This is a genomic window from Corynebacterium sp. HMSC071F07, from assembly GCF_001810285.1.
Classification (GTDB): Bacteria; Actinomycetota; Actinomycetes; order Mycobacteriales; family Mycobacteriaceae; genus Corynebacterium; species Corynebacterium simulans.
This window is the reverse complement of sequence record NZ_KV800708.1, coordinates 133674-140298: the sequence shown is the minus strand read 5'-3', so window position 1 is coordinate 140298 and position 6625 is coordinate 133674. Positions and strand designations below refer to the sequence as shown.

Below are 6625 nucleotides of genomic sequence, written 5' to 3'. Positions count from 1 at the left end.
CGGTCTCAATGGCGGGGACGGTAGCGCCCTCCACCACCGCATTGATGAGGCGAGCAGAACCGCGGGGAATCACGACGTCGACAAGCCCGCGCGCCGTGATGAGATCCTGCACCGAATCGTGGCTTTCGCACGGCAGGAGCTGCACGCCCTCGCGCGGAAGGTCGAAGTGCGCCAGGGTGTCCTGGAGGATCTCCACGAGCTGCTCGTTGGAGTTGCGTGCGGACTTAGATCCGCGCAACAGCGGCACGTTGCCGGACTTGAGCGCAAGGCCAAAGGCATCCACCGTGACGTTCGGACGGGCCTCATAGACCATGCCCATGACGCCGAGCGGCACGCGCACCTGCTTCATCTGGATGCCGTTGTCCATGTTGTGGCCCCGCAGTACCTCCCCTACCGGGTCCTGCAGGGCGGCGACCTGGCGCAGGCCGTCGGCGATGCCTTCGACGCGCGCGGCGTCGAGCGAGAGCCTGTCGATTAAAGAATCATTCATCCCGGCCGCGCGGCCAGCGGCGACGTCGCGCTCATTGGCCTCGAGGATCTCAGGGGTGCGGGCCACCAGGTTTTCAGCAGCGCGCACAAGAATCTCATTCTTGCGTGGGGTGGAAAGCTGCGCGAACTGCGGCGCAACTTTCTTCGCCTGACGCGCCAGCTTTAGTACTTGGTCTCGTTCTTCATCTCGAGTGAGTTGGCTCATGAGGCTCAAGCTTACCGAAGCTAGCCTCGACAGGACAGACCATGGGCACGCCTTCATCATCGATGACGCGGGCATGGATGCCATAGACCTCACCCAGCAGCTCGGTGTTCAGCACCTCTGCCGGGGTGCCGTGGGCATGCACGCGGCCGCCGTGGAGAACCACGAGCTCATCGCAATAGCGCGCGGCCAGGTTGAGATCGTGGATAGCTACCAACGCCACTGCCCCGCGGGAGACCTCCTTGCGCAAGGTATCCAGCAGGTGCACTTGATGGCGCAGGTCGAGCGCGGAGGTCGGCTCATCCAGCAGCATCAGGTCTGGCTCGCGGGCCAGCATCTGCGCCACGGCCACGAGCTGGCGCTGTCCGCCGGAAAGCTGGTGAACGTAGCGGTGTGCGAGGTGAACGATGCCGAGCTTTTCGAGTGCCTGCACTGCCGATTCCAAGGCGTTAACGGAGCCGCGCTTAGCGGAGATGACCACCGATTCAAAGGCGGTCAGCGAGGCGCTGGTCAGAAGATCCTGCGGCACGTAGCCCACGTTGGCGCCACCAGTATCGCAGGTGCCCGAAGTCAGCTTCTGAATGCCGGCGATGGCCTTGACCAAGGTGGACTTGCCGGCCGCGTTGGGGCCGATGAGTCCGACGATGGTGCCGGGTTCAGGCTCGGGCAAGTCAACTCCTTTGAGCACCTCCCGCTTGCCAAAGTTCACGCATGCCTGTTCTACTTTCAGCACTTGATCCTCCTCTTGGTGAAGATGAGCAGCACGAAGAAAGGAACACCAACGAGCGCCGTGATGATGCCGATGGGTACGGCAACGCCGGGGATGATGGTGATCGATACCGCGTGGGCACCCGCCAGCAGCATCGCGCCCGCCGCCATGGAGGCCGGCGCAAAGAAACGCTGATCCTCGCCCACCAATAAGCGGGCCACGTGTGGGCCAACCAAGCCAATGAAGCCGATGATGCCGGCGAAGGCCACAGCGCTAGCGGCCAGCAAGGAGGCCACGACGAGGGTTAGAACGCGCAGTTTTTGCACGTTGATGCCGAGGGCCGCCGCACGCTCGTCGCCCAGGCGCAGCGCCGTGAGCTTCCACGCGTTAAGCATGGTGAAAGGAATGGCAACCAGCAAGGTGACTGCGATGATCAGGTTGGACATCCAATTCGCACGCTGCAGGGAGCCCATGGTCCAAAAGACGATCTGCTGCAGGGCTTCAGTCGAGGCGCTGTATTGCATCAGCGAAAGCAGTGCCTGGAACAAGAAAACGAGGGCGATACCCAGCAGAATCATTGACTCCGCACTAGCACCGCGCCACACCGCCGCACCCGCGACGATGGCCACGGCCACAAGAGCCGACAGCCAAGCGACGGCCGCGAGATTGAACTGCGGATTTCCCAGCACGGTCCAGCCCAACACGATTGAGGCCGCGCCACCGAAAGCGGCTGCTGCCGAAATGCCCAAGGTGAAAGGCTCCGCCAGCGGATTATCCAGAATGGTCTGCATATGCGCGCCCGATAGCGCCAGTGCGGCGCCGATGAGAACGGCCATAACCGACGCCGGCAGGCGCAGGTTCCACAGGACCGTCCGGGTGGTCTCATCCACCTGGCCCGGTGAGAAAATGCCACGCAGCATCTCCATCGGGGAAAGGTGAATCGGGCCGACCACCGTGGCAATGACGAAGGCTACGAAGGCAGCCAGCACCAGTGCACCGATGATGAGTACCTTGCGGAAGTTATTGCTGCGGTACTCGGCAATTACCTGGTGGGTGTCGGTTTTGGTTTCGGCTTTCTGGTCAGTCTGCAAACTCTCAGAAGAGGTCAAAAGTGCCATTTTTTAGTGCTTGTGTGTGTTCTTGGTAGTGAAGAAAACGCCGCTGTAGTCGATGGGCAGCCACTTGTTGTGGAATTCGGCGAAGTCCTTTTCTGGGTCTAAGTCCTTGAAGGTTTCTGGGTGCATCCACACAGCAAACTGCTCCAAGGCGAAGATGTTAAAAGGCGAATCGTAGAACTGGTGGTAGACAGCGTGGAAGTTGCCTTCCTTTGGGGCCTCAAGCTGCTCGAAGCCCGGGGTCTTTAGCAGGCCTTCGAGGGTCTCCTGCGCCTTTTCTTCCTTGGCCGCGTAACCCATCTCCACGTGCGGCAGGACCTCCGGCTTTTCCGGGTCCTTGGCCCATGCGCCGCCAGTGGCGATGATGTGCTCCGGCTGCTCAGCAAGCACCTTTTCTGCGGTAAGGTCTCCAGACTCTGTGTCCAGCAGGCTATCGCCCAAGTTCTCGCCGCCGGCGGCATTAACCAGGTCACCTAGGTTAGAGTCCTTGACCGTGGAGCAGCAATCCTTCAGGCCCGCCGCGCGCCAGACCAGGGTGCGCGGCTTGTCCCCGGCCTTTTCCGCGCGGGACTTAATGTCATCAACCTTGCTGGTATAGAACTTATTGAACTCTGCGGCCTTGTCCTCGTGACCGAAGAGCTGGCCGAAGACCTCCATGGACTTCGGGGTGTTTTCTAGCGGCTTCTGGCGGAAGTCGGTGAAGACGTACTTCAGGCCGGCCTGGTCCATCTTGTCCAGGAAGCCGGTCTTTTCCGCACCCTCCTTGTGGTCCAGCGTCATGACCACGACGTCTGGCTTTTGCGCGAGCAGGTTTTCCACGGTGACGTCGCCCTTGGCGATGTTGCCGATGGTCGGCAGATCCTTGTACGCCGCATTGGTTTCGGCGAACTTGGACTCGAAGCTCGGAGCCGCCTCATGCAGGTCCTTGCCCAGAGCCACGACGTGCTCGAGCGGATCCTCGCGGTTGAGAATCGAGGTGGCGAAGAGCCCGCGGCCCTCGCCCAGAAGGATACGCTCAGGCTGCTTGTCGAAGGTGACCTCGCGGCCGGCGACGTCAGTGATGGTCACAGCAGTGTCCCCCGCGGCGCCGGTAGAGCCGGTGGACGCGGAGGTGTCTTCGTTGCTGCTGCACGCGCTCAACGCAGTCGCGGATGCGAGCATGGCCAGGGTGGCTGCCGCAATGCGGACGGAGTACTTGGGCACGTTGAAATGGGTCATGAAAGAAAGTCCTTTGCTCACGAACAATAGCCAAGTTAACTTAGGCTTGACTAAATCGAACTAGGATGAGCTTACAATCCGGAACGTGCCCGCGAAAGTGATCCCCCCGGGTTTTATTTAGGTCACTTTAAAGCTGAATAACATCCTCTTAAAGAAACTCACCCCCAACAGCATGGTTATCCGCGCTGGATGTCACGCGTGGGTATAGCTCAAGCGCGCAGCCACTCCCCCCGCAGACCCCGCGGACTACTGCCCCAGCTCCTTGCGGCGCTCGGCTGCCAGACGTAGGCGCTCGGCCCGGTCTTTGTCATCCTTCTTTTTCAATTCCTCATAAAGTTTTTCGTCGTCGTCGGAGAGCTTGACCGCCTCCCTGACACCCCACGAGGCGATACCTGCAATCGGGAAGACAAGCCAGAAATAGTCCCAGTCGAAGACGAAAAGCCCCAGGAAGAAGAGGATCATCGTCGCTGACCAAATGACGGCATCGATTCGGTGGACTAACCCTCCGCGGCGCTGCAGCCGGTCGAGCTCGGCCTGCGCTTCCGATTCCTTGAACGGGACGACCTCTGCAATTGGATTGTCAGGAAGGTCCTCAAAGAGGGAAGCGATCTCGCCGCGGGTACGCGCAACAGCCGCCTTTCCTGTGCGGTCTTCGAACTCGTTGATGTCGATGAGACCGTTAGCGAAGTGGGTGCTGAGGAGGTCTAGCGCATTGTGGCGTTCCGCGTCTCCCACGCGAATGTCTTTGTTCATGCTTTTACACTTTAATATCCAGCGTTCGGATCCACACGGGTAGGAATTTCCTCGCCAGCCTCAAAGGCTGCGGCCACCTTTGCGGTGTGTGCTCCCAAGTGGCGGCGCACCGAGTTACGGGTATTAGCAATGTGCGGTGTAATGACCACACGTTGGTCCTTCCACAGCGGGTGATCATCCGGGAGCGGCTCCGGATCAGTGACGTCGAGCGCTGCGCCGGCAATCTCGCCAGAGTCCAGCGCTGCCAAAAGATCCTCGGTACTGATGAGTGGGCCACGGCCCACATTGACCACCACCGCATGATTCGGCATTTGGGCAAACACGTCTTTGTTGACCATGTGGTGGGTCTGCGGGGTAAGCGGCGCGATGAGCACAAAGTAGTCGGCCTCAGACCAGACCTTGTCCACCTCGGAGATGGGATAGGTCTCATCCGCGCCTGGAACCGCGTTGCCGGACCGGTTTACGGCGATGATGCGCGGGCCAAAGCCAGAGAGCATCGTGATGAGCCGCTTGCCGATGCCGCCGGCGCCGATGATCGCCACAGTCTTGTCCTCGTGTAGGTAGGACTTGTGATCCTGCACCTCCTCGTAGTTGGAGAAGGTGTCGTTGACATAGCGATGGGCATGCAGCTGCGCAAGCAGCAGAGCGATGGTAGATTCCGCCACGGTGTTATCGAATACGCCAGCGGCGTTGGACCAGATTACGTCGGTCTCCTTCATGACGTCGAGCAGATGGTCTACGCCTGCAGACGGAATCTGCACGAACTTGATGTTCTCCGGCAGTGGCAACGGGAAGTCCGAGCCGTCGCCGTTGTAGATGAGGAAGTCGGCATCGAAAAGCTCCGCGAGCTCATGGCCAGATCCCCGCAAGGTCTCGACGGATTCTTCCCATTGTTCCGGCAACATGGCGTATTTCATGGTCTTCTCCTGGGGTTCTCTGGCTTCTAGACTCTAGATTCGGGAGGCGTAGTTCGACAGGTAGTCGGCGTGGACAACGCTGCGGCGCTGGTATTCCGGCAGCTCCTCCATCTGCTTGCCCAGGATGCCCCGCAGCTCCGCGGAATCAAAACGTACTTCGCCGCGGCCGATGACCTCACCTTCCGGGCCCATGATGTCGATGATTTCCCCGCGGGAGAATTCACCGATGGCCTCCGTGATGCCAACCGCCAGGAGCGAATTGCCTCCCTTGGTGACCGCCTGCATGGCGCCAGCGTCCAGGCGCACCGCCCCACCGGTATCGGCGCAGTAGAGCGCCCAGAACTTCCAGGCAGACAGTTTGCGCTCCTCGCGGGTGTGGAAGACGGTGCCCACGGAGGCATCGGCAAGAGCAGGGCCGATGTTATCCGTCGACGTCAGCAGCACCGGGATTCCGCCGCGGGTGGCCAGGCGCGCGGCCGAGACCTTCGTGGCCATACCACCGGTGCCGACGTTGCCGGACTCACCGGCCTCGACCCCTTTCAGGTCTTTGCCCGTGCGCACCTCATCGATGAAGCGGGCGTCCGGCTCCGCCGGGTTTTTGTCATAGAGGCCATCGACATCAGAGAACAGGAACAGCGCGTCCGCGCCCATCAGGTTGGCCACCAAGGCGGAGAGCCGGTCATTATCCCCGAAGTGCATCTCCGAGGTCGCCACCGTGTCATTCTCATTGACAATGGGAATGGTGCGCAGCTGGCGCAGCCGGTCGATGGTGCGCTGCGCGTTGCGGGCGCGGTCCCGGTGCCCCGTATCCGAGGCGGTGAGCAGCACCTGGCCCACCGTGCGGTCATAGCGGGCGAAAGACCGGCCCCACTCGTACGCCAGATGCACCTGGCCCACAGACGCCGCGGCCTGCTTGGTGGCCAGATCAGTCGGCCGGCGATTAAGCCCCAGCGGGCCCATGCCAGCGGCCACCGCACCGGAGGAGACCAGGATGACATCGGAGATGCCCATGCGGGCGTGCACCGCGTCCACAATGTGGTCGATGCGCTCCTGGGAGACCAGGAAGTCCTCATCCGTCAGCGACGAAGAACCAATCTTGATGACTACGCGCTTGGCGTGCGCGATGCGCTGGCGCAGCGGCGAATCAAAGCCGGACGCCGTGGGGTTTTCATGCAACGGGTCCGGAAAGGGGGTGTCAACCGTGGGCCCGGAATAAGGTTTT

7 protein-coding genes are annotated in these 6625 nt (G+C 61.2%); all 7 read right to left on the bottom strand.

The features are described 5' to 3' along the window. On the bottom strand, positions 1-694 hold a 694-nt coding region (locus HMPREF2724_RS05730), incomplete at its 3' end, for an aldehyde dehydrogenase family protein (protein WP_141748345.1). Next, complete coding sequence (locus HMPREF2724_RS05725) at positions 672-1424, bottom strand: ABC transporter ATP-binding protein (RefSeq protein ID WP_070455908.1); 753 nt, start codon at positions 1422-1424, stop codon at positions 672-674. The genes HMPREF2724_RS05730 and HMPREF2724_RS05725, both read right to left, overlap by 23 nt. Then, on the bottom strand, positions 1418-2518 hold the full coding sequence (locus tag HMPREF2724_RS05720) for a FecCD family ABC transporter permease (protein ID WP_083306098.1): 1101 nt from the start codon (positions 2516-2518) through the stop codon (positions 1418-1420). Before HMPREF2724_RS05720 ends, HMPREF2724_RS05725 begins: the two co-directional genes overlap by 7 nt. Positions 2519-2521: 3 nt before the next feature. Then, positions 2522-3733, bottom strand: a complete 1212-nt coding sequence (locus HMPREF2724_RS05715; protein ID WP_062037854.1) for an ABC transporter substrate-binding protein — start codon at positions 3731-3733, stop codon at positions 2522-2524. 246 nt (positions 3734-3979) lie between these two features. Further along, positions 3980-4486, bottom strand: a complete 507-nt coding sequence (locus HMPREF2724_RS05710) for a DUF1707 SHOCT-like domain-containing protein (RefSeq protein ID WP_062037851.1) — start codon at positions 4484-4486, stop codon at positions 3980-3982. An 11-nt stretch (positions 4487-4497) separates the two neighbouring features. Further along, the gene (locus HMPREF2724_RS05705) at positions 4498-5403 is read right to left on the bottom strand and encodes a D-isomer specific 2-hydroxyacid dehydrogenase family protein (protein ID WP_061924091.1); all 906 of its coding nucleotides are present in this window, start codon (positions 5401-5403) and stop codon (positions 4498-4500) included. A 33-nt stretch (positions 5404-5436) separates the two neighbouring features. Then, positions 5437-6625 (bottom strand): glutamate 5-kinase (gene proB / locus HMPREF2724_RS05700; protein WP_371440782.1); only part of this gene is annotated, 1189 nt, incomplete at its 5' end.

Coding starts and splice junctions, on each gene's coding strand:
- HMPREF2724_RS05720 (WP_083306098.1), bottom strand. CDS start 2,518: ATGGCACTTTTGACCTCTTCTGAGAGTTTGCAGACTGACCAGAAAGCC.
- HMPREF2724_RS05715 (WP_062037854.1), bottom strand. CDS start 3,733: ATGACCCATTTCAACGTGCCCAAGTACTCCGTCCGCATTGCGGCAGCC.
- HMPREF2724_RS05710 (WP_062037851.1), bottom strand. CDS start 4,486: ATGAACAAAGACATTCGCGTGGGAGACGCGGAACGCCACAATGCGCTA.
- HMPREF2724_RS05705 (WP_061924091.1), bottom strand. CDS start 5,403: ATGAAATACGCCATGTTGCCGGAACAATGGGAAGAATCCGTCGAGACC.